Origin of the sequence: Klebsiella variicola, from assembly GCF_000828055.2 — a bacterium.
Classification (GTDB): domain Bacteria; phylum Pseudomonadota; class Gammaproteobacteria; order Enterobacterales; family Enterobacteriaceae; genus Klebsiella; species Klebsiella variicola.
This window is the reverse complement of sequence record NZ_CP010523.2, coordinates 2,738,869-2,762,108: the sequence shown is the minus strand read 5'-3', so window position 1 is coordinate 2,762,108 and position 23,240 is coordinate 2,738,869. Positions and strand designations below refer to the sequence as shown.

Genomic DNA, 23,240 nt, shown 5'->3' with positions numbered 1-23,240 from the left:
AGGAATTCACCGTGTGGGTCAGTGATTCGGATTGGACTACGGCGCCGGGCTGGATCGTTGTGCGATCTCTGTTGTTCTCCGCTACCGTCCTTGCATCTGTTGTCAGACGCTGAGGAGGATGTTGGCATGGAAGCCGAATCGTCGTCAATTGCCGATTCGTTTTTTGCCCGCGGCGATCCGCGGGCCAGGCCTGACTACGTTCCTGAGACGGCTCGCTGTTGTCGCTGGACGCGTAAAATGAGCAGGAAAGCGAACACCACGACAATCGCCGCCAACAGATATAGCGTGGCGAGGTCGTAGAAGCCGGCGACCCATCCGGCCAGCGGCCCGGTGAGTCCCAGCGCCAGGTCAAGAAACGCCGAGTAGGTGCCGAGGGCGGTCCCCTGGTTTTGCTCTTCCACCTGTTTGACTGCCTCGACCCCTAGCGCCGGGAAGACCAGGGAAAAACCCGAGCCGGTGAGAAAGGCGCCGACGCCAGCCACCCAGGCTGACGGCGCCAGCCAGATCAGCAGCAGGCCGAGACACTCGATCACAAAGCAGACCAGCGAGACCGGGACCCCGCCATAGCGGGTAATGGTATTTCCCAGCACCAGGCGGACGCAGATAAAGCCGACGCTGAACAGGGAGAGGGTAAACGCCGCGCCCTGCCAGCTGTGCGCCGCAAAATAGAGGGTGATGAAGGTGGCGATAACGCCGAAGCCAACGGTACCAAAGGCCAGCCCCAGGCCATAAGGCCAAATTTTTCGTACCACTGCGTGAAAGGGCGCTCTGACACCGGCAGTCACGCTGACATCCTGGCGGGTGCGGGCGAACAGCAGGCCGATGGCGGCCACCACCACCACCACCGTGGCAAATCCGCTAATGCCGAAATAGTGGTTAAGGGTGACCCCCAGCGGCGCCCCGATCGCCATGGCGACATAGGTCGCCACGCCATTCCAGGAGATCACCCGCGAGGTATGGATCGCGCCGACGGTTTTGATCCCCCAGAGCGTGGCGCCGGTCGCGGTAAAGCTCTCGCCGACACCAAGAAACACCCGGCCCGCCAGCAGCGCGGCGATGGCCAGCATCGGCGTCGCCTGCAAAAGCACCGCCAGCAGGGTGAATGCTCCGCTCAGCAGACAGCAGATGATCCCGAGACTGACCACTTTTTTCGGGCCCCAGATATCGGTATAGCGCCCGGCGTGCGGTCGACTGATCAGCGTTGAGATGTATTGCAGGCTGATCACAATCCCGGCGACAAAGGTGCTGTAGCCCAGCTGATAGTGAATGTATCCCGGCAGTACGGCCAGCGGCAGGCCGATGGAGAGATAGCAGATACAGGTGAAGACAACGATCGAAATGATGCGCAAATTGAGTTGCGTGGTGCTGACGGAAGTGCTCATAGGGATAAGTGATTAATACAAGGGATGTTTAGCATAGCGCGCCGCGAGGACGCTGGCGAGTCGCGAGGGCGTTTTATCTGTCACCGATGAAGTCGCTGTCTGTCCGAAGGGGCGCAACGGTCTGTACCGTCGATGATGTTGTGCATGCGCCCGCCATTAATCGGGTTTGCCGCTGGCGCCTGCGTACGGGCATGATGGCGTTAGCTTACCGCCGCGTTCAGGAGAGAACATGTCCCACGATTTCGCTGATATTGACGTTTTGTTCATTGCGGGCTTCGGTCCCATCACCCGCAGCACGTCGCAAAGCCGTGACTTCTATTGTCAGGCGTTGGGTTTGCCGCTAAAGCCGATGCCGGGTAACGAGGCGTATCTCCTCAGCGAGCAGGATGCTATCGGCGGGGTGAAACATTTTGCGCTGTGGCCGCTGGCGCAGGCGGCGCAGTCCTGTTTTGGTCAGGACCAGTGGCCGGAGACGGAGCCGGTGCCGCAGGCATGGATTGAGTTTGAGGTCCGCGACCTGGCTGCGGCGACGGCGCGGCTGCAGCAGCAGGGATACCGCCTGCTCGTCGCGGCGCGCGACGAACCGTGGGGACAGACGGTCACCCGTCTGCTCAGTCCGGAAGGGCTGCTGGCCGGACTCACGGTGACGCCGTGGCTGCGGGCGGAAGAGCCATAGCGCCCGCGCCGGACGCGGTGCAGGACACACAGGAGAGGTTATTGACTCTCCTCGTGATCGGAAGCGCTTCGTACTTCTCCCCAGGCGCGGTTTTGCAACACGGTGCGATAGCCGTCGCGGTCGACGAAAGTGACGCCATTGACTTCCCAGTAAGGGTTAAACGCCGTGACCCGCAGAAAGCCGGCGGCGTCCATGGCGGCGCACTGTGCTTGCCATTCCGCCTGCTGTGGGTAATACAGCACCAGCAAATCTTCATCTCCTGGCGAGGGAGTGACGGGATGGTGGCGACAGTGGGTGAATTCCAGATGCCAGCCCGCGTCGGGCGCGCCGAGCATAATCCCGCTGAATCCTTCATGATCGGTAAAGCTGCCGAGTTGCTGAAGCCCCAGCCCGGCGCAATACATGCTGGCGGTGGCGTCCAGTTCACTGACCGGTCTGGCAATACGCATATGGCTGAACAACATAATGGCTCCCGTAAGCAAAAGCTCAAGTTGATACTGTACCGGTAAATCGGCCCGGCGTGTGTTAAGACGTGCCCGGGCGCCATTTTCTCTCTGTCAATACCATAGCGGATTAACGTCCGCCTTGCGCCGACATTCTCTCTTAATCATAATAAAAAAAGAATTATAAAATACTATTGTTCTTAATATGAGAATCATTATGAGGTGGTGGATGAATAACAGATCGCGCCAGGCCATATGGCTGGCACTGGCTGGGTCGATAGTACTGATGATCGGCATGGGCTACGGGCGCTTTGCCTTCACCGGCGTGCTGCCGCTGATGCTTAATGAAGGTCTGTTGACCCTGCACCAGGGCAATCTCGCCGCGTCGGCCAATTACGCTGGTTATCTGGTCGGCGCGTTGCTGCTGGCGCGGGTGCAGCCTGGGGCCGCCAGCCGACTGAGCATTATCTCCGCCGGGTTGACCATCGCCAGCCTGGCGCTGCTGGCCTGGGTGAGCTCGCCGTGGACCATTATTGCGCTGCGCGCCGTCGCCGGCGCGCTGAGCGCGATAACGCTGATTGCTGGTTCGCTGTGGCTGCTGGAACATATGGGCCATCATCACGGGGCGCCGTTGCTGTATGCCGGGGTGGGGCTGGGGATATTTATCTCTGCGGAGGGGATCGCCCTTGGACATGCCCTGAGCCTCACCAGCCAGCAGATCTGGCTGCTCTGCGCATTATGCGCTGGTCTGCTGCTGGCGCTGGCGATCCGTTGGCTGCTGACTCCGCCGGCTGCACTGGTGAGGGTTTCCCATGTTGAGACCTCCTTGCCTGAGGCCGGGAGCGATACGCGTCGCGCGGCGTGGCGACTATTGATGGTTTACGGCCTGGCGGGCTTCGGCTATATCATCACCGCCACTTATCTGCCGTTGTTTCTGTCTGGTTCGCTGCAGAGCGTTGACCCGGTCCATCTGTGGGCGCTGTTTGGTCTGGCGGCCGCGCCGTCCTGCCTTATCTGGCATAAGCTGGTGCTAAAGTGGGGGTACCGGCAGGCGCTGACCCGCAACCTGATCGTCCAGGCGCTTGGCGTGATCCTTCCAGCCTGCAGCGCTTCACTGCTGTTTTGCGTGCTAAGCGCGCTATTGGTGGGCTTTACCTTTATGGGCACCGTCACCATTGCGCTACCGAAGGCGAAAAGTCTCAGCCATCAGGTGAGCTTCAATATGATTGCCGCGATGACTGCACTGTACGGCGTGGGACAGATTGCCGGGCCGCTTATCGCCGGCGCGCTGTATCAGATCGCGGCTTCATTTAACCCGGCGCTCTATGCCGCGGCGCTGGCGCTGCTGATTGCCGCAGGGCTGGTCTTTACCGAACGCCAGGCTTAGCCAATCGCCACGCTTTGCAGCAGCTTGCGCCACTCGCTCAGGGCGGGGGCGTTCAAGCCGCTGCGCCAGATAAGCTGGGTGGTCGCCTCGCACAGCGGTTCGCTAAGGCAGTTTTCGGGAAGCGTCATCTTCGACAGCACGCTCTGCGGCAGCAGGCAGGCGTAGCGTCCGGAAGCCACGCAGGCGAGCATGCTGTGATAGGAGTTGACCTCATGCACCTCGACGGCCGCCTGCTGCTCCGCCAGCCAGCGTTCGCCCAGCGCGCGGTAGCTGCAGCCGCTGGCGAATGCCGCGAACCGCAGCGGGCCCGGGGTCTGCGGACGGACCAGCATCAGCGTTTCATAAAACACCGGGGTGCATGCCAGCTCGGCGGGACAGGCCGGTTGACCATCGGCCCCAGGCGGCAGGCAGACCAGCGCGGCATCGAGGGCGGCGGTTAACACTCCCTCGGTTAACTGGCGGGTCGGTTGGGTGATAAGGGTGATATCTACCTGCGGGCACCGTTGTTGAAAGCGGGTAAGCAGCGGCGGCAGCCGGCTGGCGGCGGTCGCCTCCATCGCGCCCAGACGCAGACTGCCGCCTGGGGTTGTCGGATGCAGAGCCTGCTTTGCCTCTTCCGCCAGGCTCAGGATCCGCCGGGCATAGCTGAGAAACTGCACGCCTGCCGGGGACAACACCATTTTTTTGTTGCCGCGAACGAAGAGCTCAACGGCAAGCTCCTCTTCCAGCTGCTGAATGCGGGTCGTGATATTGGACTGTGCGCGGCCCAGCCGTTTTGCTGCCTGGGTGACGCTCTGCGTTTCTGCCACCTGAATGAAGATCTCTAGTGTGCTGTGGTTCATATTTTTCTTCTCAATACGATAATGATGTTGATCTTACCATCTTTAAAGGAGATGGTAAGCCTCCGGCACCGCTAATGCATGAGGAAACCATGAGCAACCCGCTGCTTTCGCTTATTGATATTGATTATCCCCTGATTCAGGCCCCGATGGCGGGCGTCTCCACCCCCGCGCTGGCTGCCGCGGTAAGTCATGCCGGCGCGCTGGGCTCGCTGGGGCTGGGTGCTTCAACCGTTACCCAGGCGGAAGCGATGATAGTCGCCACCCGCCAGCTGACGGACCGTCCGTTCAATGTCAATCTGTTCTGCCATGCGCCGCCCCGGCGCGACGCCCGGCGGGAAGCCGACTGGGCAACAACTTTACGACCCCATTTTGCCCGCTATGGCAGTACGCCACCGGATTCGTTAAGCGAGATCTACCAGACATTTATCGGTCATGCGCCGATGCTGGAGCTGCTTCTCGACCTGTCGCCGGCGGTGGTGAGTTTTCATTTTGGTCTTCCTGAACGTGAGACGATCCAGCGTCTGCGACAGCAGGGGATTGTCACCCTGGCGACGGCAACCTCGCTCCAGGAGGCGCTGCTGATTGAACAGCAGGGGATCGACGTAGTGGTCGCTCAGGGCTATGAGGCGGGCGGACACCGGGGGATCTTTGCTCCGCAGGAGCCTGATGCCCAACTGAGCACGTTCACCCTGGTGCAACTTCTGCGGCGTCGGCTAACCATCCCGGTGGTAGCCGCCGGGGGCATCATGGACGGGGCGGGGATCACCAGCGTAATGCAGTTGGGGGCGCAAGGCGTTCAGCTCGGTACGGCGTTTTTACTGTGTCCGGAATCCGCCGCCGACGCCGGTTATCGCGCGGCGATCAACAACAGCATTGACGGACGTACGGTGCTGACCTCCGCGATATCCGGGCGCCCGGCACGCTGTCTGGCGAATGCCTTCTGTGCGCTGGGGGAAGCCTGTCCGGCGAGCGCCGTGCCGGATTATCCGCTGGCGTATGATATCGGCAAAGCGCTGGCCGCCGCCGCGAAAGCCCAGGGCGTTCATGAGTATGGCGCCCACTGGGCCGGGCAGGGTGTGGGGTTGATCCGCGAGTGTGACGCCGCCAGTCTGGTTCGTCAGCTGGCGGCAGAGTGCGGCTGGAACTAGTGTCTGACGGTTAGCGACGGTGGGCCAGGCTGCGCACCAGCCGATCGCCGGCCATTTGCACGCCCTGCACCATCGCCACCAGGATCAGCACCGTGCCAAACATGACTTCATTATTAAACCGCTGATAGCCGTAGCGGATGGCGAGGTCGCCGAGTCCACCGCCGCCGATCACACCGGCCATGGAGGAGAAACCAATCAGCATCACGATGGTCAGCGTGATCCCGGCCAGCAGCGTTGGCAGGGCTTCCGGCAGCAGGGATTTAAAAATCACGTGCCAGACGTTACCGCCCATCGACAGAATGGCTTCGATTCTCCCGTAGTCCACCTCGTCGAGCGCGTTTTCCGTCAGACGGGCAAAGAACGGAAAGGCGCCGATGGTCACCGGCACGATGGCGGCGGTGCTGCCCAGCGTGGTGCCGACGATCAGGCGGGTAAAGGGGATCAGGGCGATCAGCAGCACGATAAACGGCAGCGACCTGCCGATGTTGATCACCGCGCCTAACAGCGCGTTCAGTTTCGGCATCGGCGCCAGCCCGTTGGCGCGGGAAATAAATAACAGCACGCCGGTGGGCAGCCCGATCAGAACGGTAAACAGGGCCGCCAGGCCCACCATATAAAGCGTATCCAGCGTGCCGTCGAGTAATAACGGCCACAAATCTTCCCAGCTCATGCTACTCCGCATAATGGCCTCCCCTGAACGCCGTGACGGGTAAGAAAATCTTGTTCAGCCTGCGGGTCGTGCAGCAACGACTGGCGCAGCCGCGACCATGGGGTCACCAGCAGGTCGGCGAGTTTACCGCTCTCGACAATCTCGCCCTGTTCCAGCAGCGCCGCGTGGTCACAAATGGTTTTCACCACCTCCAGCTGGTGCGTAATCAACACGATGGTCAGATTGAGGCGCTGGTTAATATCCGCCAGCAGGGCCAGCACCGAGGCGGTGGTCTCGGGATCCAGCGCACTGGTCGCCTCATCGCACAGCAACACTTCCGGCCGGGCGGCCAGCGCCCGGGCGATGCCGACGCGCTGTTTTTGCCCACCGGAAAGCTGCGACGGGAAGGCGGCGGCCTTTTCGCTGAGATCCACCAGCTCCAGCAGTTCGCGCACCCTGGCCTCGCGAGCGGCCCTCGGCACTCCGGCAATCTCCAGCGGCACCGCGATGTTGTCAGCGACGGTGCGGGCATGCAGCAGATTGAAGTGCTGGAAAATCATCCCGGTGCGCAGGCGATAATCCCGCAGCGCCGCCTTGTTCAACTGGGTAATATCCTGTCCGTTCACCAGAATGCGGCCCGAGGTGGGCCGCTCCAGTAAATTGAGACAGCGGATGAGCGTACTTTTGCCGGCGCCACTGCGCCCGAGAATGCCGTATATTGCCCCTTTCGGTATCTGCAACGCGATATCGTTCAGCGCCGGTCGGCCGGTTCCGGCGTAGGTTTTGCTCAGCCCTTCGATGGTTATCATGACTGAGGGGCCACCGGGATCACCGAGCCGTTGTAGGTTTTACGGATAAACTCCGCCACCTGCGGTGACGTCAGATCTTTCGCCAGCGCCTTAATGCGCGGGTCATTCGCCAGGGCTGGGGTGGTCACCAGAATATTGGCGTACGGATTATGCTCGGCGCTTTCCAGCCCCAGGGCATCTTTCGCTGGCACCAGGCCGGCTTCCAGCGCGTAGTTACCGTTAATCACCGCCAGGTCGACATCGTCGAGGGAACGCGGGATCTGCGGTGATTCAATCTCCAGAATCTTCAGGTGTTTCGGGTTCTCGACAATATCCTTCGGCGTCGCCAGGGTGGTGGCCGGGTCGGTAAATTTGGGATCCAGCTTAATAAGCTTCTGCGCCTGCAGCAGGAACAGCGCCCGGCTCAGGTTGGTGGTGTTATTCGGCACCGCCACGGTGGCGTTTTCCGGCAGTGATGAGAAATCTTTATGCTTATGCGAGTAAATTCCCAGCGGCTCAATATGCACGGTGGCCGCGACGGCAAAGGTTTTACCCAGCGCTTTTTCCTGATCCTTCAGATAGGGAACATGCTGGAAGTAGTTGGCATCCACATCGCCACTGGCCAGCAGTTCATTGGCGTTGACCCCGCTGGTCAGCTCCACCACCTTCAGATCGAGGCTGGGATCGATTTTTTTGATGTAGTTGAGGATCTCCGCGTGGGGAACCGGGTCCGCGGCGACGCGCAGCGCGGCAGCCTGGGCAGACGTCCATGCCAGAGAAAGAGACAGTGCGACCCCTGCCAGTTTAAAAGCGGCATATTTCATGGTGTGTTCCTTTTTAGTTATGGTTAAACGATCAATTGCTCGGCGCGTTCGCGAAACACGTCCTGATAGTAGCGTTCCGCCACGTCCGGATGGGAACGCAGACGGCCCTTGAGATAATTCCAGCCGACATCGCGTAGCAGCGGATTGTGCGGGTCGCTGTCCGGACCTCGCGCTTCACGCGCCAGCTCGGGCGGCAGGGTGTAAACCGGCACCACCGCGTCAAGCTGGGCGCCGAGGAAGAAAGCGATGGAGAGGCGCTGCTGCTGCGCCGGCGGCGACACCACGCGATGGACGGTGGCGCGCAAATACCCGTTGGTCGCCAGCTCCAGCAGTTCGCCAATATTGACCACAAAGCTGCCGGCCAGCGGCACGGCGTCGATCCATTGTCCAGGCGCGACCTCTACCTGCAGTCCTTTCTGTTCGTCCTGCAGCAGGAAGCTGAGGAAACCGGAATCTTTATGGGCGCCGACGCCCTGGCTGCTTTGGGTCTCCTGCTGGCCGGGATAGCGGATCAGTTTGATATGCTCGTTGGGTTTCTCGCCGTAGAGCCGGTCAAAGGCATTCTCCGGGAGCTGCAGGGCTTCGGCAAAAGCGCGCAGCAGGCGGATGCCCACCTGGGTCATCTGCTGTTGCCAGTGAAGTAATACTGGTTTAAGCGACGGCAGGGCGGCAGGCCACAGATTCGGACCCTGCAGGCGCTGCCAGCGCGGGGCGTCGTCGCTGAGGGTCAGCGCCGGACGTTCGGCGCCGATATCAAACTGCTCTCGCCAGTCAGGCTGGCCGCGCGTCAGCTCTGAGGCCGCGCGGTTATAGCCGCGAAAATGGGGGGAGTGGATCATTGCCACCTGCTGTTTCTGCGCCTCATCGAGAGCAAAAAAGCGTTGAGACTGGCGCTGAACTTCATACTGAAGCGCGTCGTCCACACCGTGGTTGATCAAATAGAAGAAGCCGATGTCGCGGGCGGCGTGACGCAGGTCGGCCAGGAAGGCCGCTTTATTCGCGGGGTCCGCGTAGCGGGCCAGGTCGAGAATCGGCAGGGTGGTCGCGTTCATTGTGTTCTCCGAAAACGGGGTAATAAGTTATGGGTTGATTCAGGTTCAGGGTTCGGGCACAACAGCAGCGCATGGTGATTTCCTCTGTCCGGGGCTGAACACAGCTTGCCTCAAGGCCAAATAAGCAACCAATAACGTTATTTTCTAATTTATGACCGCGCGGGGTTCAGTGCTTTTGCGTTAAATAGATATAGGCGCAAAGCGCGTAATGAAGCCGGTTGCGCCCGTCGGTCAGAGCCAGTAAGGTAGGCGCACTTTTTTAATGCGGAACGGACGTATCGTAATGCACAGCTCGAAAGATCCCCTGCACGGCGTGACGCTGGAAGCGCTGCTCAATGCCCTGGTGGCGCGCTATGGCTGGGCGGAAATGGCCCGCCAGGTCAACATTAACTGCTTTAAAAGCGATCCCAGCATTAAGTCCAGCCTCAAATTTCTCCGCCGGACGCCGTGGGCGCGCAAAGAGGTGGAGGCCATGTATCTCGCCTCCCTTGATGATGACGCGCCGGTGGAGAAAGCGGATCCCTGGGCAAACTGGCAGAAAAAATAACCCTTACCACAGGACACCATCATGCAGAGCTGGAGCAGTAAAGATTTCACCGCCGACCGCGCGTGGGGCGCGCTGGATATCGCCAATTTTTCCGGGACCACCGTGCGTCTGCACTGGACCGACCAACCCTATATCTGGCACATCAACGATGGTCAGGAGGTGTTTGCCGTGATGGATGGTCAGGTGGCGATGCATGTGAAAGTCGACGGCGAGGAGCAGGTCATCATGCTGAACGCCGGCGATATCTTCTACGCCGAAGTGGGATGCGAGCATGTCGCCCATCCGCAGGGGGCGGCGCGTATTCTGGTGATCGAGAAAGAAGGGTCGGTCTGATCCCTCCGGCGGGCGGTTCTTAGCCCGCCGTTTCATCACCGGTTAGACTCAACATACCGCGTTGATATAAATCACTTATCCAGCTTTCGATATATTTAATTCTTGTTTGCCATTCCCTTCACCCCAGCACTATCTTTTGCCGCAGGCGCCTGAACAGGCACAATCGCGGGAGAGATCATGGCAACCTTGCAGTGGGACCACGCAGTACAGTTTGTGAATCAGCCGGACGCGGCCATTCAGACCTTTGCCGACCAGCAGCTGCGGGCGGTGGCCGGAGGGCGACATCCGGGGTGGGGAACCCGCAATGCGCTGAGCTATTTTGGCCTGACCTATATCGAATTCCTCGCCATTTCCGACCCGGACGAACTGCGCGCCGCGACGGACAGGTTCCTGCTTTCGCGGGATGCCGAGCGGTTGCTGCCGGAGAACGAAGCGCTGTTTCGGGTGGCGCTGCGCAGCGACGACATCGAGGCCACTCATGACCAGTTGCGTCGCAAGGGGTTGGCGGTATCACCGATTGTCGATGGTCAGCGCAACGATCCGCAGGGCAATATCATCCGCTGGCGGATCTTCACCATCGATGGCGACACTGACGGGCTGGTCTATCCATTTGTGCTGCAGTGGGGAGAAGACGATACCACCCGGCTGGCGCGGCTGCGCGCTCAGGAACTGGACGTGCCGCACCCGCTGGGCGACATTGCGCTTGAGCAGGCGGTGTTCGAGGTGGTCAATCCGCAGGCGGTACGCGATCGCTGGCAGGCGCTGCTGGGCTTCCCGCCACAGGGGGAGCAGGGACTGGACGTGGGCGGCCAGTGGTTTACTTTCCGCGAAGGACCCGCTAACCAGCTGACCGAACTGGTGTTTCGCGTCGCCAACCCGGCGCTTAAGGGGCAGCGCTTTCGCGTCGGCAACGGCGTGTATCGCTTTACATAAAAGCTGAATCTAGCGTGCCGTGGCGCGCAGGGCCCCCGGCGGCTGGCCGGTGATGCGTTTGAAGGCCCGGCTGAAGGCCGCCAGCGATTGATACCCGAGGCTGAAGGCGACCGTTTCCAGCGCCTGGCCTTCGTGGGTGATGTACTGCACCGCCAGCCGCATACGCAGCTCGGTCAGATAGCGGGCGGGGGTGGTGTCTGTCGCGGCGAGAAAACGTTCCGCGAACAGCGAGCGTGAAAGCCCCGCCTCACGCGCCAGATCTTCCACTTTCCAGTTGACCCCCGGGCGCTGATGCATGGCATAGATCGCTTTTGCCAGCCGGGGATCGCGCAGGACCTGTACCCAACCGGTGGCGTTGCCACATCCGCACTCTACCCAGCCGCGGACAATCAGCGCGGCCACCACGTCCGCCAGCCGGGCGAGGATCCCGGCATAGCCTACCTGGCGGGTGAGGGATTCCCGCTCCATCGCTACCAACAGCGGCTGGATCTCCGGCCAGGTGTTTAGCAGGCTGCTGACCCGCATCACCTCGGGCATGGCCTTCACCAGCGGCTGCATGCCGCCGAGCTCAAAATCCATACAACCGCTGAAAATGACGGCGCGCTCCGGGCAATCCGGGCGGCCGCCGGCGTTGATACAGCTTACCGTGCTGCACACCGTTTCGCTGGGCAGCTGGGCCACATTGACCACCGTGGCCTGCGGATCAGAAAGCAGGGCGTGCCCGTCGCCGTTGGGAATAAACAGTGCATCGCCGCTCTCGAGGGTGAACTGTTCTCCGCTGGCCATGCGCAGCAGCACCGGCCCGCGGCTGATGAAATGGAACTGGGCTTTACCCGCCACGGCGCTAAAGCCGACGCCGAACGGGCGTGCGGTTTCGATGCGCCGGTAGTTAACGCCGGAGAGGCGCATCCCGCGCAACAGTTCGCTGGTCAGGTCGATGCCAGGCTGGCTCATGGTAATTCCGGACGAATAATCAATAACTGAAGAGTATGCATCATATATCGTCCAAAGGTAAGTCCCTAAGATGACCAGGATGTTAATAAACCTGGAGAGATGTATATGAGTTCCTGCATAGCTGCTGACGCGAGCTTGTCACCCGCCAAACCTGCCTGGCGCGCCGTCTATGCCCTGGCCCTCGGGGTGTTCGGCCTGATCGTGGCCGAGTTTCTGCCCGCCAGCCTGTTAACGCCGATGGCCAGCAGCCTCGGGGTCAGTGAAGGGATGGCCGGACAGGCGGTCACCGCGACGGCGCTGGTGGCGTTAGTCACCGGCCTGCTGATCGCCACCGCCACCCGCAATATCGATCGCCGCTGGGTGCTGATGTTCTTTTCCGTGCTGCAGATAGTCTCCAGCCTGATGGTCGCTTTTGCCGATTCGCTGGCGTTTCTCCTGCTGGGCCGTCTGCTGCTGGGGGTCGCCATCGGCGGCTTCTGGGCGATGTCCACTGCCACGGCGATGCGTCTGGTGCCGGCGGCCCATGTGCCGAAGGCGCTGGCGATCATCTTTTCCGCGGTGTCTGTCGCTACGGTGGTAGCCGCGCCGCTCGGCAGCTATCTTGGCGAGCTGATCGGCTGGCGCAACGTATTTATTCTCTGTGCGATACCCAGCCTGCTGGCGCTGCTCTGGCAACTGTGGGTGCTGCCCTCCATGCGTCCGGAGAGCGTCGGGACCTTCTCCACGCTGTTCAGGGTGCTGCGCCGTCCCGGTATGCTGGGCGGCATGCTGGCGACAATCCTGATTTTTAGCGGCCATTTCGCCTTCTTTACCTACCTGCGGCCGTTCCTTGAGACCGTGGCGCAGGCCAGTGTCGAAGGGGTCTCGCTGATATTGCTCGGCTTCGGTATCGCTAACTTTATCGGCACCTCGGTGGCGAGCTATCTGCTGAGCCGTAGCCTGCGCCTGACCCTGGCGCTGGTGCCGTTGATGATGAGCGTTCTGGCGCTGCTGATGGTGACGTTTGGCCATCTGACCATGCTGGACGGGCTGCTGGTCGCCCTGTGGGGATTTGCCTTCGGTCTGGTGCCGGTGGCCTGGTCCACCTGGCTTGCCACCACCGTGCCGGATGAAGCAGAAAGCGCGGGCGGTCTGCTGGTCGCCTCTATTCAGCTGGCCATCAGCGCCGGGGCCGCCGGCGGCGGGGCGGTGTTTGATTTGCACGGCGCCAGCGGCGTCTTCACCGGCAGCGGTCTGCTGCTGTTGAGCGCGATGGTGATTGTCTTCGCCGCCGTGCGGGTGAAACCGGTTGCCAGCGCTGACCGGCCGGAGACGGGCCGCTTATCCCGCGAGATCGATAACTAAATTGGCCGACAGGCTGCGGGAGCAGCACAGCGCAATATGCTGCTCTGCGGCCTGTTTTTCCGCCTCCGACTGCACGGTATCCCGGTGGTCGACGGTTCCCTCCCGCACCGGCGTCAGGCAGGCGCCGCAGATCCCCATCTCGCAAGAGAGCGGCACCGCGACGCCATGCTCCTGTAGCACCTGGGCGATGGTTTTGTTCCCCGGGACCGGCCAGCGTTCCCCGGTGGAGGCGAGGGTGATGGTGAAGGTTCCGTCCGCCGCCGACGCTGCCGTCGGGGCGGGCGGCTGGAACGCTTCGCTGTGCAATTGCGCCTCCTCCCATCCGGCCGCCCGCGCGGTATCGCGAACCCGGGCCATAAATCCTGGCGGACCGCAGAAGTAGACCCGTGTGTCGGCGTCCGGAGCCCCCAGATCCTGCGCCAGCCGCTGGCGCGGACTCTGCCCCTCGTCTGAGCAGTGGATCTGGCAGATTCCACCGGTTAGCTGGCGGGCGATCTCGGTGGCGAAGGCGGCCTCCTGCGCACGGCTAACGTAATAGTGCAGCGTAAAGCTGGCGCCGGACGCCGCCCGGGCGTGGGCCATCGCCAGCAGCGGCGTAATGCCGATCCCGGCGGCGAGAAGCACCACATGGCCGCCCTCGTGCAGCGGAAAGTGGTTGCGCGGGGCAGAGATCATCAGCGGTTGTCCCGGGCGCAGGGTGTCGTGGACATAGCCTGAGCCACCGCGGGACTGCGCCTCGCGGGCGATGCAGAGCAGATAGTGATCCCGTTCGGCCGGGCTGCCGGTCAGGGAGTACTGGCGGATCAGCCCGCAGGGAAGATGGAGATCGATATGGGCGCCGGGTGTCCACGCCGGCAGCGGTTGCCCCTCGGCGCTCACCAGACGAACGGCCAGATTTTTCGCGCCCTGACGCCACAGGCCATCGACCACCACGGGGAATATGTCGCGCATATGACCTCCACTCATACCAGAAAGAAATCGCCAAAACCCATTTTCTTCAGCCCACGCCGGTAGGCGATGGAGCTACGGTCTGCCGGAATATGCGCCTCAAGGGTCAGATCCAGCGGCAGCCGCTCCGGACGCTGGGTTTCTACCATCAGGCGGTCCTCTTCGAACACCCGCAGGTTGAACGCATGTACGTCTTCCACCGGCACGTGCAGGTCGAAATTGCGGGCAATAGGGGCAAACATCCGCGTTACCCGTGACGACACCGGCGAGGCGGCGTTCATGATCACCAGCCTGGCGTCGGCGGGAAAATGGATGGTCAGCGTAGCGGTGAACGGCAGATGCATTTCAAAGTGACGCAGCCACTGGAACCCTTCCGGCGCACGGAAATCGGAGCTGGCCGGGTAATTGCCCACCGAGCTCCAGTAGTCGGCAACAAAGCCGAACGGCGTCTCCTGCGGGGTATAGTCCGGCACCTGCTGGTTGTCCGGATCGGCGAAGGTGTCGGTGTGGATCCACGCGAAGTGGGCGACATCGAGAAAGCCTTCGACCTGGCGGCCGGCAAATCCCTTCACCTCGAAGGCCGGGCAGTTGATTTGCTGAAATCCCGCGTCGTCCCAGTGCGGCATGGTCGGTAACGGCGGCGGATTGTCCGGATCGCAGGCCAGGCAGGTCCAGATCAGCCCGTAGCGCTCCTCCACGGCGAAGCTGGTGAGATGCAGTTTGGCCGGAATGGGTTGCCCCGGGCTGGAGGGGATACGGTTGCAGCGGCCATCCTCACCAAAGCGCAGGCCATGATAGGGGCAGACGATGCCTTCCTCTTCATGAAACCCCAGGGTCAGCGGCACCCCGCGGTGCGGGCAGACGTCGCGGGCGACCACCACCTGGCCTTTAATACGGTAGATAACCAGCTGTTCGTCCAGCAGGGTGGCTTTCACCGGGGCGCCGGTAATATCGCAGGCGCGGGCCACCGGGTGCCAGCAGCGGGCCAGCCGCAGCCAGTCCTCTGGATCAAAGGTGCAATGGGCGGGGGGCGTGGGGGTGATTGTCTTCATGATTTCTCTTCCTGCTCACATCGGTGATTGTTTTATTGTTGTGAGATTATTGTTGTCATATTAGGGTGTTCACATCCATCACCATTAATTCACTCTGCTGTTGCAAAAAAGAGTACAGAGGTGCCATGAGTCCTTTTTCCCGTTTCGCCCACTATTTTATCGCCGTGGCCCGCTGCGGCAGCTTGCGCCGGGCCGCCGAGCAGCTGCATATCTCCGCCTCGGCAATTAACCGCCAGATCCTGCAGGCCGAGGAGGCCTTCGGCACCCCGCTGTTCGAGCGCCTGCCGGAGGGACTGCGGATGACCACCGCCGGTGAACTGCTGTATGACAATCTGCTGCGCTGGCAGAAGGAATTTCGTCAGACCCGACAGAAATTTGATGAGCTGCAGGGGATGAAGCGCGGAAGCGTCAGCGTTGGGATGGTGCAGGCGCTGGCGGAAGGGGGCTTCGCCGCCGCGCTGGCGGAGATCATCGCCAGCTGGCCGTGGCTGGAGCTGGATCTGCAGGTGGCGGACAGCCACACCGTCAGCCAGAAAGTGCGTCAGGCGGACCTGGACGTCGGCCTGATCCTCGATCCGCAGGGGCAGGCCGGACTCAGCGTGCTGGCCTTTGCCGAACTGGAGGTGGGGATTGTGATGCGCCCGGACCACCCCCTGGCGGGGGCGAAAGCGCTGTCATTGGGCGAGCTCAGCCTGGAGCGGCATATCGTGCCCGGCGCGCCGCTGATCGTCCATGAGCGGGTGGCGCTCCTCTATCGCCACCATGACTTTGCGCCGGAGAATACCATCAGCTGCAATGATATCCGGCTCATCAAGTCGCTGGTGCTGCGCGGCAGCGGCGTGACGCTCCTCAGCCTGCTCGACGTGCTGGACGAAGTCCAGCGCGGACAGCTGGCCTTTATCTCGCTGCGCAGTACGCTGCTGCGACCGCTGACCCTGGCGCTGTGTACCGCGCCCTCGCGTCAGCTTTCGCGGCCCGCGCAAATGGCCATTCAGACGCTGAGTGCGGTGATTGAATCCATGGCGACGGTCAGCCCAGCGGCCCGCTGAGGATGGTGTCGCACATGCCGTTGATAATGCGCTCCCCGGTCTCCTCGCGCAGCTCCTGGTACCAGGCTTCGGTGAGCTGCATATCCTTCCCGTGGGTAATATCGCAGCGCTTGCGCGCCTTCAGCACCAGGTCACGAACCCGGTCGCAGCGCTGGGCCTCGTACTCGCGCAGGGCGGCCGCAATATCGTGGGTCTGGCGGAAAACGGCGCCCAGCACCACCGCATCTTCCATCGCCGCGCAGCCTCCCTGGCCAATATCCGGGGTGGTGCTGTGTCCGGCGTCGCCGAGCAGCGCGACGCGGCCGCGCACCAGGCGGCTGAACGGCTCGATATCATGGATTTCAATACGGTTGGTGGTCTGCGGGTCGAGGGTGGCGATAAGCTGCTGCACCGGCGGCGCCCAGCCGGCAAAGTAGCGGCTGAGGTCGGCGCGCAGAGTGTCGCGATCCTCCGCCAGACCCGCCGGCAGCGGCACATCAAAGAAAAAATAGAACCGGCCGGCGGAGACCGGCATCAGCGAGACGCGCTTGCCTTCGCCGACAAAGGTGGTCCACTGGTCGCCGGGCGCCAGCGCTTCATCTATTTCCACCAGACCGTTCCAGTTGACGTACCCGGCGTAGCGGCGCTGCGGGGTAAAGTCCAGCACCCACGGACGCAGTGCGGAATGGCTGCCGTCGGCGGCAATCAGCAGATCGCCGCTGGCGCTGCTGCCATCGGTAAACCACACCGTCACGCCGTCGGCATCTTCCTCACAGCGGGTGACGCGTTTGCCGAACTGCACGCTTTCCCGTCCCCAGAAATCCAGCATTTCCCGCTGCAGCTCTGCCCGGGAGACCGGGCAGGGGCGGCTGCCGGTGCGTTCGATCAGCGGGGCGAGACTGAACTGGGTCATGTTCTCGCCGCTGCGGAAATCACGATACGCCATCCGGCGCAGCGGCCCGCCGAAGGTCTCCATGATGTCGCCCATGCCGAGGTGGGCCATGCACTTCACGCCGTTGGGCCACACGGAAATCGCCGCGCCGACCGGTTTGATCTCCTTCACCGCTTCATAGACGTCGCAGTCGATCCCCGACTGTTTGAGCGCCACTGCCGCACTTAAGCCGCCGATGCCGGCCCCAATCACGATTGCTTTCATTTTTTTCTCCTTCTCCCGATGTTGTGACTGACTACAGCAATTTGCGTACCAGTTCGCCGGAGGGAGGAAAACCGCCTGCCAGAGGCACAGAGACAGGTCATGACGCACCGCATCGGTGCAATGTGACGTATTGGTTGCCTTTTTATGAATCAAAAGTTTCTCAATGTCGCATTGAGAATCTATCGTTTCATCACTCTGGTTCAGCATCGGTGGGGAGGTATAGGTAAATAGAGTAATTTAAGTTAATGATTTTGCAGCATTAATGAAATTTTCTGGTCGCTTTTGTCGTCTCTGGCCTGCTTTGTGCACTAGCCCATGCACTTCTCTTTGCTATGGGATTACACCATGTCTGACGAACATTACAGTGGCTTGCTTTACGGCCTTGAACAGCGGATCCCACCGCTTCCGGCCTTTTTCAGCGCTCTCCAGCATGTGCTGGCGGGCCTGGTGGGGATCATCACGCCGCCGCTGATCATCGGCGCTACCCTCGGGCTTGGCGACTGGCTGCCGTATCTCATCAGTATGTCGCTACTGGCCTCGGGCATTGGCACCTTTCTGCAGTCCAATCGGGTAGGGGGCGTTGGCGCCGGGATGATCTGCATGCAGGGCACCAGCTTCGCCTTCCTCGGCGTGACGGTGGCCGGAGGGATGTGGGTAAAAGCGCAGGGCGGCGGGCCGCAGGATATGATGGCAATGCTGTTTGGCGTTAACTTTGTCGCCGCTCTGGTGCCGGTGATTGTCAGCCGTTTTATTGAGCCGCTGAAAAAAATCTTTACCCCCATTATCACCGGCAGCGTGATTGCGCTGATCGGCATCAGTCTGATCAAAGTCAGCGTCATCAACTGGTGCGGTGGGGAAAAGGCCGAGGATTTCGCCAGCATGAGCAACATCGCACTCGGGGCGGGCACCCTCGGGGTTATCGTCCTGCTGAGCTGCGCCAAAAACCGCTGGCTGCGTCTCTCCTCGGTGGTGGTGGGCATTGCCGTGGGCTGCGTCGCGGCAGGGCTGAGCGGTCAGTTCCATCTTCACAGCCTGGGCGACACTCTGTTTCGCCTGCCGACGCTGTTTCCGTTCGGCTTTCAGTTTAACAGCGCGATATTTCTGCCGGTCGCCCTGGTGTCGCTGGTTTGTATTCTGGAGGCGGTGGGCGATCTGACGGCCAACTCGCTGATTTCGCAACAGTCTATTGATGATCACGCTTTTCGTAACCGGCTGAAGGGCGGTATCCTGGCGGACGGTGTCAGCTGTATGGTGGCCGCCATGCTCTGTGCTTTTCCGAACACCACCTTCGCGCAGAACAACGGCGTGATCCAGATGACCGGGGTGGCCAGCCGCTATGTCGGACGCTACATTGGCGTGATTCTGATCCTGCTTGGACTGTTTCCCCCGGTGGGCGAACTGCTGCGGCAGATCCCGGCGCCGGTGCTGGGGGGCGCCACGATGGTGATGTTTGGCTGTGTAGTGGCGGCCGGGATCCGGATTATTACCCAGACCCCGCTGAGCCGTCGCGATGTGCTGATTGTGGGGCTGGCGTTTGGTGCTGGCCTTGGCGTGGAGTCAGTGCCGGCGTTTCTCAGCCATTTTCCGCCGATGGTCGGCGATCTGTTCGGTTCGGCGGCCACCAGCGGTGGGCTGGTAGCGATAGCGCTGAACCTTATTCTGCCGCAGGAGCAGGCGGCGACGAAAACGATAAGGAGTCAGGATGATCGCGCTGAGTCAGTTTAACGGCCTGAGTAAAGATGAGGCAGTGGGGCTGCTGGCCCCCTGCGTGGCGATCCCGGCCTGGGGCGAGACGCTGGTGAACTTGCGACCTTTTGCCAGCCGTCATGCGCTACTGCAGACCGCCCGTGAGGCGATGGATTACTGGGGAGAGGACGAGCTGAACGCGGCGCTCAGCGCCCATCCGCGGATCGGTGAAAAGCCGACCGGCGGCCAGGCGCACGCGGCGCTGTCGCGCCAGGAGCAGTCGGCGGTGGACAGCGAGAATGAGCGGCTCGCGCAGGCCCTGCAGGAGGGCAATGCCCGCTACGAGGCCCGTTTTGGCCGGGTGTTTTTAATCCGCGCCAAAGGGCGCAGCGGCGAAGCGATTTTACAGGCGCTGACGCGCCGACTGCAGCATACCGCCGACGAAGAAGTGACTGAGGCGCTTGCCCAGCTGCGAGAGATTACGATGTTAAGACTGGAAGGAGTGATTGGCGAATGAGTACCCTGAGCACCCATATTCTGGATATTTCCACCGGCAGGCCGGCGGAAGGCGTGACGGTCAGCCTGAGTCGGGAGGGCGAGACGCTGGTGACCCTGGTGACCAACGCCCAGGGGCGTATCGCCACCTTTAGCGCCGCACCGCTGCCGGCGGGGAGCTATTGCTTAACGGCGGAAACCGGGGCGTGGTTTGCCCGCGCCGGGCGGGAGAGCGTCTTTACCCGGGCGCAGATTGATTTTGTTATCGGCGAGGCGGCAGATGACCATTTCCATCTGCCGTTTCTCATCGCCCCGGGCGGGTGGTCGACCTACCGCGGCAGCTAAACCCGGCTGCCCGATGCCGGGCGGCGCTGCGTTTGCCCGGCCTGGATCGTTACGGCGCGGGCAGAGACAGCTCGTAGGCCCGGTAAGGCGCAGCCGTCACCGGGCATGTAAAGGTGTCTCTGGCCACCATCCTTCCTGTTTTATCCCCACTCAAGGATAATCACCCACCTATCCCCACCAGGGTATAATCTTGACATTATCCCCTGCAGGGTATAAAACCAAATTTATCCCGATAGGGGGATAAATGATGGTGAGGAACAAGGCGATGAATTCCCCGCAGATATACAGTCCCGTGCAGCTGGCCAATTATCTGAAGCTGCTGCGCCAGCAGAACCACTGGACCCAGGATGCGCTGGCCAGGCGGATCGGCATTAAGCAGGCCACACTGTCCAATTTTGAAAATCACCCCGACAAAACCACCTTAACCACGCTGTTTAAGATCCTCCAGTCGCTAGGGGTGGTGATGACGCTGAACGCCAAAGCCACAGAGACGGCGCCGGCTCCCGATAACAACACGGACCTTGACTGGTAATGGCGACGCTTACCACCTGGATGAACAATGTGCGCGTGGGCACCTTAACCCGCCAGGCTAACGGGGCGCACAGTTTTCGCTATGACGAAGAGTGGCTGCGCAGCCCGCGCGCCAGACCGCTCTCCCTCTCGCTGCCGCTGCAGTATGGCAATATCACCGCCGACGCGGTGTATCACTATTTTGATAATCTGCTGCCCGACAGCCCGCAGGTCCGCGATCGGATCGTCAGGCGCTATCAGGCGCGCTCGAAGCAGCCGTTCGATCTGCTGGCCGAAGTGGGACGGGATAGCGTAGGGGCGGTGACTCTGCTACCGCCGGGGGAAGAGGCGCACCTTGAGGGGTTGCGCTGGCAGACGCTGGATGAGGCGCAGCTCACCGCTTTGCTGACCGCCTACCAGTCGGATATCCCTCTCGGGATGATTACCGGCCAGGATGATTTCCGTATCTCGGTGGCCGGCGCCCAGGAGAAAACGGCGCTGCTGCGGATGGGCGGGCACTGGTGTATTCCGCAGGGCACCACGCCGACCACGCATATCATTAAACTGCCCATCGGCGAGATAAAGCAGCCTAATGCGACGCTGGATCTGCGTGAAAGCGTGGATAACGAGTTTCTGTGCCTGGCGCTGGCCAGGGAACTGGGCCTGGCGGTGCCGGAGGCAGAGATTATCACCACGCCGCGGATCCGCGCGCTGGCGGTGACCCGCTTTGACCGGCGCTGGGCGCAGGAGGGACGGGTGCTGCTGCGTCTGCCGCAGGAGGATCTGTGTCAGGCCTTTGGCATCCCGTCGTCGATGAAATATGAATCTGACGGCGGGCCGGGTATTGCGGCAATCATGGCCTTTCTGCTGGGCTCCAGTGAAGCCCTGAAAGATCGCGCAGACTTTATGAAATTCATGGTTTTTCAGTGGCTGGTTGGGGCAACGGACGGGCATGCGAAGAACTTCTCGCTCTTTTTGCTGCCCGGTGGCAGCTACCGTCTAACGCCGTTCTACGACATCATTTCGGCGTTTCCGGTGCTGGGAGGCACGGGACTGCATCTGCGCGACCTGAAGCTGTCGATGGGGCTCAATGCCACAAAAGGGCGGAAAACAGAGATTAACGCTATCTATCCGCGTCATTTTCTGGCAACCGCCAAAGCGGTGAACTTTCCTGGGGAGCAGATGCTGGCGATCCTCCAGGAGTTTGCCGGGCATGTGCCGCAGGCAATCGAAAGCGCTCGCCGGACGCTGCCGGCGGACTTTTCCACCCACGTCTGGCGGGCCATTACGGAAAATATGCTGAAGCTGCACGCCCGCCTGCAGCAAGGGCTGCAGGCGCTATAGCAGAACCGGTTGGCGGTTAGCTTTGCGGTTGCCCCCAGCGGCTGCGCAGATAGTTGACCGCCTGCCGGGTTTGCGGCTGATTGAGGTTATTTTCGCGGAACAGGATCGTGCCCTGGATCTGCGGCAGAGTTTCATTGAGGTCGAGCTGCTTTTTCAGCTCCGGCACGCCGCCATCCACCGTCCAGTCAGGCTCATTTTTGGACGGCTCACCCACTTTGTACAGCGCCACGCCGATATACAGCCGGGTATGCGTCGGCTTAACCACCTCGGCCCACCAGTTGGCCAGCACATCATAGCGCGCGGCATCGCGGGCAAACGGCCAGTAGATCTGCGGCGCGATGTAGTCGAGCAGTCCCTGCTGCACCCAGCTGCGGGTATCGGCATAGGACTCATCATAGGCGGCCGCGCCACGGGTATCGGACCCCGCCGGATCGTGCGAGCGGTTGCGCCACACCCCGGCCGGGCTCACGCCAAACTCGACGTTCGGATTGAGCTTTTTGATAGTAGTGGAAACCTGGGCTATGAGCTGCTGGGTGTTATGCCGGCGCCAGTCGCCCTTCGAGGCGTAACCCTGTCCGTAACGGCGGAAGGTTTCATTGTCGTTAAGCGGGGAAGAGGCGGTTTCGGTGTAGAAATAGTCGTCGAACTGCACGCCGTCAATCGGGTAGTTCTGCACCACTTCAGCGACGATGCTGGTGATCCAGTCCCGTGCTTCGGGAATGCCCGGGTCGAGGACAAAGCGATCGCTGGCGGTGCGGATCCAGTTACGGTGCAGGACGAACACGCTGGCCGGCACCTGCGTGAGGGTGTTATTCAGCTCGGCAACGGTCGACGGTTTGGTGTTAACTGAGACACGATAGGGGTTAAACCATGCGTGAACCTTCATACCGCGCTTGTGCGCTTCATCCAGCATAAACTGCAGCGGATCGTAGCCGGGGTATTCGCCGATTTTGCCGGTCAGCATATCGGACCACGGCAGAATGTCCGACCGCCAGAGCGCCGTGCCGTCGGGTTTCACCTGGAAAAAGACGGTGTTGATACCCAGGCGCTGCAGGTTATCGAGTTTGGCGATCAGCGCCAGCTTCTGCTGCGTGATGCGGCTTTCCGGCGTGCTGGCGATAATCGACCCGACCGGCGGCCAGTCAAGGCGCGACACGGTGGTGAGCCACACGCCGCGTACCGGCTCCCGGTGCGTCTGGCTGGCTTTGACGGCGGTAGTGTTCGGTGCCGTGACAAGGGATTTAGGGGCCTTACTGGTGCAGCTGAACAGCATGCCCACGGCAATGACGGCCGCACCGGCCAGCGCCACTTTGCTGGCTAAGGGGAATCGACGAGAATGGCTGATGATGAACTCCCGTGTAATCAGATCGTCGC

General features: G+C 61.5%; 25 protein-coding genes. 13 read left to right on the top strand and 12 right to left on the bottom strand.

Going from position 1 to position 23,240, the window contains the following annotated elements; all coding sequences use genetic code 11:
• Positions 1-194: 194 nt before the first annotated feature.
• Positions 195-1,382, bottom strand: a complete 1,188-nt coding sequence (locus tag SP68_RS13015; RefSeq protein WP_008804939.1) for an MFS transporter — start codon at positions 1,380-1,382, stop codon at positions 195-197.
• Positions 1,383-1,611: 229 nt separating this feature from the next.
• Here SP68_RS13015 and SP68_RS13010 point away from each other — a divergent pair, with 229 nt between their 5' ends.
• The gene (locus tag SP68_RS13010; RefSeq protein WP_008804938.1) at positions 1,612-2,058 is read left to right on the top strand and encodes a VOC family protein; all 447 of its coding nucleotides are present in this window, start codon (positions 1,612-1,614) and stop codon (positions 2,056-2,058) included.
• Between the two features lie 38 nt (positions 2,059-2,096).
• Here SP68_RS13010 and SP68_RS13005 read toward each other — a convergent pair whose 3' ends face one another.
• Positions 2,097-2,522: a VOC family protein gene (locus tag SP68_RS13005; protein WP_040968502.1), complete on the bottom strand. Its 426-nt coding sequence runs from the start codon at positions 2,520-2,522 to the stop codon at positions 2,097-2,099.
• Between the two features lie 208 nt (positions 2,523-2,730).
• On the opposite strand from SP68_RS13005, the gene SP68_RS13000 reads away from it, so the two are divergent.
• On the top strand, positions 2,731-3,888 hold the full coding sequence (locus tag SP68_RS13000; protein WP_023322597.1) for a YbfB/YjiJ family MFS transporter: 1,158 nt from the start codon (positions 2,731-2,733) through the stop codon (positions 3,886-3,888).
• On the opposite strand, the gene SP68_RS12995 is transcribed toward SP68_RS13000, so the two are convergent.
• Positions 3,885-4,730 (bottom strand): LysR substrate-binding domain-containing protein, encoded by an 846-nt coding sequence (locus SP68_RS12995; RefSeq protein WP_008804934.1) that lies wholly within the window; start codon positions 4,728-4,730, stop codon positions 3,885-3,887. The two genes, SP68_RS13000 and SP68_RS12995, sit on opposite strands and share 4 nt — an antisense overlap.
• A gap of 89 nt (positions 4,731-4,819) precedes the next feature.
• On the opposite strand from SP68_RS12995, the gene SP68_RS12990 reads away from it, so the two are divergent.
• Entirely contained in the window at positions 4,820-5,878 is a 1,059-nt protein-coding gene (locus SP68_RS12990) for an NAD(P)H-dependent flavin oxidoreductase (protein WP_022066158.1), read from the top strand.
• A 10-nt stretch (positions 5,879-5,888) separates the two neighbouring features.
• On the opposite strand, the gene SP68_RS12985 is transcribed toward SP68_RS12990, so the two are convergent.
• The 4 genes from SP68_RS12985 to SP68_RS12970 are packed head-to-tail and all read right to left on the bottom strand — an operon-like array spanning position 5,889 to position 9,191.
• Complete coding sequence (locus tag SP68_RS12985; protein WP_004217626.1) at positions 5,889-6,548, bottom strand: methionine ABC transporter permease; 660 nt, start codon at positions 6,546-6,548, stop codon at positions 5,889-5,891.
• Positions 6,545-7,336, bottom strand: coding sequence for a methionine ABC transporter ATP-binding protein (locus tag SP68_RS12980; RefSeq protein ID WP_008804932.1), 792 nt, complete (start codon positions 7,334-7,336; stop codon positions 6,545-6,547). The genes SP68_RS12985 and SP68_RS12980 overlap by 4 nt, the downstream gene beginning before the upstream one ends.
• The gene (locus SP68_RS12975; protein ID WP_002904638.1) at positions 7,333-8,139 is read right to left on the bottom strand and encodes a MetQ/NlpA family ABC transporter substrate-binding protein; all 807 of its coding nucleotides are present in this window, start codon (positions 8,137-8,139) and stop codon (positions 7,333-7,335) included. Before SP68_RS12975 ends, SP68_RS12980 begins: the two co-directional genes overlap by 4 nt.
• 23 nt (positions 8,140-8,162) lie before the next feature.
• On the bottom strand, positions 8,163-9,191 hold the full coding sequence (locus tag SP68_RS12970) for an isopenicillin N synthase family dioxygenase (RefSeq protein WP_016161003.1): 1,029 nt from the start codon (positions 9,189-9,191) through the stop codon (positions 8,163-8,165).
• A gap of 283 nt (positions 9,192-9,474) precedes the next feature.
• On the opposite strand from SP68_RS12970, the gene SP68_RS12965 reads away from it, so the two are divergent.
• The 3 genes from SP68_RS12965 (at position 9,475) to SP68_RS12955 (ending at position 11,004) form a co-directional block, all read left to right on the top strand.
• Positions 9,475-9,738, top strand: coding sequence for a VF530 family protein (locus SP68_RS12965; RefSeq protein WP_002904643.1), 264 nt, complete (start codon positions 9,475-9,477; stop codon positions 9,736-9,738).
• Positions 9,739-9,759: 21 nt separating this feature from the next.
• A complete protein-coding gene (locus SP68_RS12960; RefSeq protein ID WP_004205936.1) occupies positions 9,760-10,071 on the top strand; it encodes a cupin domain-containing protein in 312 nt (103 codons plus the stop codon).
• Positions 10,072-10,248: 177 nt separating this feature from the next.
• Positions 10,249-11,004: a VOC family protein gene (locus tag SP68_RS12955; RefSeq protein WP_012541755.1), complete on the top strand. Its 756-nt coding sequence runs from the start codon at positions 10,249-10,251 to the stop codon at positions 11,002-11,004.
• A 9-nt stretch (positions 11,005-11,013) separates the two neighbouring features.
• Here the strand turns inward: SP68_RS12955 and SP68_RS12950 are convergent, their stop codons facing one another.
• Positions 11,014-11,958 carry an AraC family transcriptional regulator gene (locus SP68_RS12950; RefSeq protein ID WP_008804928.1) on the bottom strand — a complete coding sequence of 315 codons (945 nt, stop codon included), beginning with the start codon at positions 11,956-11,958 and terminating at the stop codon, positions 11,014-11,016.
• A gap of 105 nt (positions 11,959-12,063) precedes the next feature.
• Here SP68_RS12950 and SP68_RS12945 point away from each other — a divergent pair, with 105 nt between their 5' ends.
• Positions 12,064-13,302, top strand: a complete 1,239-nt coding sequence (locus SP68_RS12945; RefSeq protein WP_023340123.1) for an MFS transporter — start codon at positions 12,064-12,066, stop codon at positions 13,300-13,302.
• Here the strand turns inward: SP68_RS12945 and hpxE are convergent.
• Together hpxE and hpxD are read right to left on the bottom strand one after the other, a co-directional pair.
• Entirely contained in the window at positions 13,279-14,253 is a 975-nt protein-coding gene (hpxE, locus tag SP68_RS12940) for a molybdenum cofactor-independent xanthine hydroxylase subunit HpxE (protein ID WP_023322602.1), read from the bottom strand. The two genes, SP68_RS12945 and hpxE, sit on opposite strands and share 24 nt — an antisense overlap.
• 11 nt (positions 14,254-14,264) lie before the next feature.
• Positions 14,265-15,302: a molybdenum cofactor-independent xanthine hydroxylase subunit HpxD gene (gene hpxD / locus SP68_RS12935; RefSeq protein WP_004148366.1), complete on the bottom strand. Its 1,038-nt coding sequence runs from the start codon at positions 15,300-15,302 to the stop codon at positions 14,265-14,267.
• Between the two features lie 125 nt (positions 15,303-15,427).
• Here hpxD and hpxR point away from each other — a divergent pair, with 125 nt between their 5' ends.
• Complete coding sequence (hpxR, locus tag SP68_RS12930; protein ID WP_038422542.1) at positions 15,428-16,351, top strand: LysR family hpxDE operon transcriptional regulator HpxR; 924 nt, start codon at positions 15,428-15,430, stop codon at positions 16,349-16,351.
• On the opposite strand, the gene hpxO is transcribed toward hpxR, so the two are convergent.
• The gene (hpxO, locus tag SP68_RS12925; RefSeq protein ID WP_040968503.1) at positions 16,332-17,486 is read right to left on the bottom strand and encodes an FAD-dependent urate hydroxylase HpxO; all 1,155 of its coding nucleotides are present in this window, start codon (positions 17,484-17,486) and stop codon (positions 16,332-16,334) included. The genes hpxR and hpxO overlap by 20 nt on opposite strands.
• Positions 17,487-17,831: 345 nt before the next feature.
• Here hpxO and SP68_RS12920 point away from each other — a divergent pair, with 345 nt between their 5' ends.
• The 5 genes from SP68_RS12920 to SP68_RS12900 all read left to right on the top strand — a co-directional run bounded on the left by SP68_RS12920 (position 17,832) and on the right by SP68_RS12900 (position 21,866).
• The gene (locus SP68_RS12920) at positions 17,832-19,211 is read left to right on the top strand and encodes a nucleobase:cation symporter-2 family protein (protein WP_032730340.1); all 1,380 of its coding nucleotides are present in this window, start codon (positions 17,832-17,834) and stop codon (positions 19,209-19,211) included.
• On the top strand, positions 19,189-19,689 hold the full coding sequence (uraD, locus tag SP68_RS12915) for a 2-oxo-4-hydroxy-4-carboxy-5-ureidoimidazoline decarboxylase (RefSeq protein WP_008804922.1): 501 nt from the start codon (positions 19,189-19,191) through the stop codon (positions 19,687-19,689). The genes SP68_RS12920 and uraD overlap by 23 nt, the downstream gene beginning before the upstream one ends.
• Positions 19,686-20,012: a hydroxyisourate hydrolase gene (gene uraH / locus SP68_RS12910; RefSeq protein ID WP_008804921.1), complete on the top strand. Its 327-nt coding sequence runs from the start codon at positions 19,686-19,688 to the stop codon at positions 20,010-20,012. Before uraD ends, uraH begins: the two co-directional genes overlap by 4 nt.
• 265 nt (positions 20,013-20,277) lie before the next feature.
• Positions 20,278-20,544: a type II toxin-antitoxin system antitoxin HipB gene (gene hipB / locus SP68_RS12905; RefSeq protein WP_008804920.1), complete on the top strand. Its 267-nt coding sequence runs from the start codon at positions 20,278-20,280 to the stop codon at positions 20,542-20,544.
• Positions 20,544-21,866, top strand: coding sequence for a type II toxin-antitoxin system HipA family toxin (locus tag SP68_RS12900; RefSeq protein ID WP_008804919.1), 1,323 nt, complete (start codon positions 20,544-20,546; stop codon positions 21,864-21,866). The genes hipB and SP68_RS12900 overlap by 1 nt, the downstream gene beginning before the upstream one ends.
• A 16-nt stretch (positions 21,867-21,882) precedes the next feature.
• Here the strand turns inward: SP68_RS12900 and SP68_RS12895 are convergent, their stop codons facing one another.
• Positions 21,883-23,175: a glycoside hydrolase family 10-like protein gene (locus tag SP68_RS12895; protein WP_016161010.1), complete on the bottom strand. Its 1,293-nt coding sequence runs from the start codon at positions 23,173-23,175 to the stop codon at positions 21,883-21,885.
• Between the last annotated feature and the right edge of the window lie 65 nt (positions 23,176-23,240).

Excerpts from the sequence above, each read along its gene's own strand:
- SP68_RS12960 (WP_004205936.1), top strand. The coding sequence starts at position 9,760 with ATGCAGAGCTGGAGCAGTAAAGATTTCACCGCCGACCGCGCGTGGGGC.
- hpxR (WP_038422542.1), top strand. The coding sequence starts at position 15,428 with ATGAGTCCTTTTTCCCGTTTCGCCCACTATTTTATCGCCGTGGCCCGC.
- SP68_RS12985 (WP_004217626.1), bottom strand. The coding sequence starts at position 6,548 with ATGAGCTGGGAAGATTTGTGGCCGTTATTACTCGACGGCACGCTGGAT.
- hipB (WP_008804920.1), top strand. The coding sequence starts at position 20,278 with ATGAATTCCCCGCAGATATACAGTCCCGTGCAGCTGGCCAATTATCTG.
- SP68_RS12970 (WP_016161003.1), bottom strand. The coding sequence starts at position 9,191 with ATGAACGCGACCACCCTGCCGATTCTCGACCTGGCCCGCTACGCGGAC.
- hpxD (WP_004148366.1), bottom strand. The coding sequence starts at position 15,302 with ATGAAGACAATCACCCCCACGCCCCCCGCCCATTGCACCTTTGATCCA.
- SP68_RS12990 (WP_022066158.1), top strand. The coding sequence starts at position 4,820 with ATGAGCAACCCGCTGCTTTCGCTTATTGATATTGATTATCCCCTGATT.
- SP68_RS12945 (WP_023340123.1), top strand. The coding sequence starts at position 12,064 with ATGAGTTCCTGCATAGCTGCTGACGCGAGCTTGTCACCCGCCAAACCT.
- SP68_RS13000 (WP_023322597.1), top strand. The coding sequence starts at position 2,731 with ATGAATAACAGATCGCGCCAGGCCATATGGCTGGCACTGGCTGGGTCG.
- uraH (WP_008804921.1), top strand. The coding sequence starts at position 19,686 with ATGAGTACCCTGAGCACCCATATTCTGGATATTTCCACCGGCAGGCCG.
- uraD (WP_008804922.1), top strand. The coding sequence starts at position 19,189 with ATGATCGCGCTGAGTCAGTTTAACGGCCTGAGTAAAGATGAGGCAGTG.
- SP68_RS12920 (WP_032730340.1), top strand. The coding sequence starts at position 17,832 with ATGTCTGACGAACATTACAGTGGCTTGCTTTACGGCCTTGAACAGCGG.
- SP68_RS13015 (WP_008804939.1), bottom strand. The coding sequence starts at position 1,382 with ATGAGCACTTCCGTCAGCACCACGCAACTCAATTTGCGCATCATTTCG.
- hpxE (WP_023322602.1), bottom strand. The coding sequence starts at position 14,253 with ATGCGCGACATATTCCCCGTGGTGGTCGATGGCCTGTGGCGTCAGGGC.
- SP68_RS12900 (WP_008804919.1), top strand. The coding sequence starts at position 20,544 with ATGGCGACGCTTACCACCTGGATGAACAATGTGCGCGTGGGCACCTTA.
- SP68_RS12975 (WP_002904638.1), bottom strand. The coding sequence starts at position 8,139 with ATGAAATATGCCGCTTTTAAACTGGCAGGGGTCGCACTGTCTCTTTCT.
- SP68_RS12965 (WP_002904643.1), top strand. The coding sequence starts at position 9,475 with ATGCACAGCTCGAAAGATCCCCTGCACGGCGTGACGCTGGAAGCGCTG.
- hpxO (WP_040968503.1), bottom strand. The coding sequence starts at position 17,486 with ATGAAAGCAATCGTGATTGGGGCCGGCATCGGCGGCTTAAGTGCGGCA.
- SP68_RS13005 (WP_040968502.1), bottom strand. The coding sequence starts at position 2,522 with ATGTTGTTCAGCCATATGCGTATTGCCAGACCGGTCAGTGAACTGGAC.
- SP68_RS12950 (WP_008804928.1), bottom strand. The coding sequence starts at position 11,958 with ATGAGCCAGCCTGGCATCGACCTGACCAGCGAACTGTTGCGCGGGATG.
- SP68_RS12995 (WP_008804934.1), bottom strand. The coding sequence starts at position 4,730 with ATGAACCACAGCACACTAGAGATCTTCATTCAGGTGGCAGAAACGCAG.
- SP68_RS12955 (WP_012541755.1), top strand. The coding sequence starts at position 10,249 with ATGGCAACCTTGCAGTGGGACCACGCAGTACAGTTTGTGAATCAGCCG.
- SP68_RS12980 (WP_008804932.1), bottom strand. The coding sequence starts at position 7,336 with ATGATAACCATCGAAGGGCTGAGCAAAACCTACGCCGGAACCGGCCGA.
- SP68_RS13010 (WP_008804938.1), top strand. The coding sequence starts at position 1,612 with ATGTCCCACGATTTCGCTGATATTGACGTTTTGTTCATTGCGGGCTTC.